General features: G+C 65.6%; 2 protein-coding genes. One reads left to right on the plus strand and one right to left on the minus strand.

Going from position 1 to position 2,595, the window contains the following annotated elements; all coding sequences use genetic code 11:
* A partial coding sequence (locus I6U14_RS18340) for a mechanosensitive ion channel domain-containing protein (protein WP_367115682.1) occupies positions 1-173 on the minus strand: 173 nt, incomplete at its 3' end.
* A gap of 178 nt (positions 174-351) precedes the next feature.
* On the opposite strand from I6U14_RS18340, the gene I6U14_RS16260 reads away from it, so the two are divergent.
* Positions 352-2,508, plus strand: a complete 2,157-nt coding sequence (locus I6U14_RS16260; protein WP_296900602.1) for a recombinase family protein — start codon at positions 352-354, stop codon at positions 2,506-2,508.
* The last annotated feature ends 87 nt before the right edge of the window (positions 2,509-2,595 follow it).

Below are 2,595 nucleotides of genomic sequence, written 5' to 3' on the forward strand. Positions count from 1 at the left end.
TCCATGTCGACGCGCCGCTCGGTGACACCGCTGGCGTTGGTGATGATGTCGCCCCTGATCTTGTTGTTCGGAACGATCATCGTCTTGTTGTCAAAGGTCTTGATGGTCGTCGAGATACCCCATTGAAGACACCGCTGTAGAGGCGTTTTTGACAAACCAGCAATCGCCGCCAATACTTGGCGTTAAGGCATTGTTGGAGCTCGCGAAATGGCTGGAAGGCGAGCATGAAGCGCACGCTCCCGGTGGACTGGTATCAGCTGCCGTCGGGGCACCGCCAACGCCTGATTGTACTGCTCGCCGAATTGGTTCAACGCCGTCTCGATCCGCCCCCGCCGGGGGAGGAGAAGGCCGATGAGAACCGACACCGCCTCGTCGTCGCTGCAGGCACTGGATCGCTTGGGCGGCAAGATCCGAACCGGCCATCTCGATCGCCTCGCGGTGGTCTATGTTCGCCAATCGACGATGCAACAGGTCGATCGGCACCAGGAGTCGACCCGCCTACAATATGCACTGGTGGATCGTGCGATCGCCTTGGGCTGGGCCCGCTCGCAGGTCATCGTCATCGATGAGGATCTCGGCCGTTCCGGGAGCACGGCGGAAGGTCGACCGGGCTTTCAGCGCTTGGTGGCGGAGGTGGGACTGGACCATGTCGGCCTGGTACTGGGCATCGAGATCTCACGCTTGGCCCGCTCCTCCCGGGACTGGTATCAATTGCTCGAGGTCTGTGCCGTCTTCGCGACGCTCATCGCCGACGCCGATGGGCTCTATGATCCGACCAGCTACAACGACCGCTTGCTGCTGGGGTTGAAGGGGACCATGTCTGAAGCGGAGCTGCACGTGCTCAAGCAGCGGATGCTCGAGGGCAAGCGCGCCAAGGCACGGCGGGGGGAATTGGCGCTGCGCCTGCCGATGGGCTATGTCCGCCATCCCTCGGGCGAGGTCATGAAGGACCCGGACGAGCAGGCGCGCGCGGTCATCGAGACGGTCTTCGAGCAGTTCGAGCGCCGCGGGACGCTCAACGCGGTGCTGCGTTATCTGGTCGAGCACGATCTGCGCCTGCCCTACCGTCTGCCCAGCGGCGTGCGCAAAGGCGAGATCGACTGGCGTCGCCCCGCGCGGATGACACTGAGCAATCTGTTGCGCAACCCAACCTACGCCGGCGCCTACGTCTACGGCCGGCGCCCCGTTGATCCGCGCCGCAAGATCCCCGGGCGACCCGCGACCGGGCGTACTACGGCTCCAGCAGAGCACTGGGAGGTGCTGCTCAAGGACCGCTTCCCCGCCTACATCACCTGGGCGCAGTACGAGCGCAATCTCGATCAGCTCCACTCCAACACCGCGCAGGGCGGTGGCGTCGTCCGCAAGGGCCCGTCGCTGTTGTCCGGCTTGCTCATCTGCGGGCGCTGTGGTCTGCGCATGGCGACCCAATACAACAACAATTGCCGCGGACTGCGCTACACCTGCTCGCGCATGGCCGTGGATTACGGCGAACCGCTGTGCCAGTCGTTGGCCGGTGAGGTCCTCGACGAGGAGGTGCGCCGGCTTGTCTTCGCCGCCCTGCAGCCGGCGGCCCTGGACATCAGCCTGCAGGTCGCCGAAGACCTCGAAGGTGAACGCGCGCGTCAGCGCCAGCAGTGGGAGCAACGCCTGCAGCGGGCCCGCTACGAGGCGCAGCGTGCCGAACGCCAGTACCAGGCCGTGGAGCCGGAGAATCGCTTAGTGGCACGCACGCTGGAGCAGCACTGGGAAGCCGCCCTTGAGGCGCAGGCCGCGTTGCAGCACGACTACGAGCGTTTCCTCGCCGAGCAGCCCAGCCCCGTATCGGCCGAGGAGCGCGACCAAATTCGTCGCCTGGCCGCGGACATTCCCGCCTTGTGGCAGGCCGCCACCACGACCGATGCCGAGCGTCAGGCCATCGTGCGCCAACTCATCGAGCGGGTCCTTGTCACCGTGCTCGACGACAGCGAACAAGTAACCCTCGAGGTGCACTGGGCTGGCGGTCATCGCACGCGCTCGCGCATTACCCGTCCGGTCGCCCGCCTACAGCAACTGAGCTACTACCCGCAACTACTCGCTCGGGTGGTGGCGCTGCACGAACAGGGATTGGCCTGCCCCGAGATTGCCCGCCAGCTCAACAGCGAACACTGGCGACCCGCGAAGCGCCGCAAGACCTTCACCGGCCCCATGGTCGCAACGCTGCTGGCACGCCAAGGGCTGCACAGCGGCACCCCCAAACAGCAGCACACCGCCGACTTACCTCGGCACCCGCATGAGTGGTTGCTGGGCGACCTGGCACGCGCGCTCGACATGCCATCGCCCACGCTGTTCAGTTGGGTGCGCAAGCGGTGGGTCCGCGCCCGCCAGGTCACCCATCGCGGACGCGACCTCTGGCTCATCTGGGCCGACGAGACCGAGTGCGAGCGTTTACGTGCGCGTCGCCAAGCACCGCGTCAGTGGGCCCGGCACGTCCGTGTTGGCGACCCGCCGTCAACTGAGCATGCTGCGTAACACGCTTATGGAGGCATGATGGCTGGCAGATCGAGAACCGCATCAAGGAACAGCAGTTGGAGCTGTTCGCCGACCGTACCAGCACGC

It is taken from the genome of Thiohalocapsa sp., assembly GCF_019695415.1.
Classification (GTDB): domain Bacteria; phylum Pseudomonadota; class Gammaproteobacteria; order Chromatiales; family Chromatiaceae; genus Thiohalocapsa.

Excerpts from the sequence above, each read along its gene's own strand:
- I6U14_RS16260 (WP_296900602.1), top strand. The coding sequence starts at position 352 with ATGAGAACCGACACCGCCTCGTCGTCGCTGCAGGCACTGGATCGCTTG.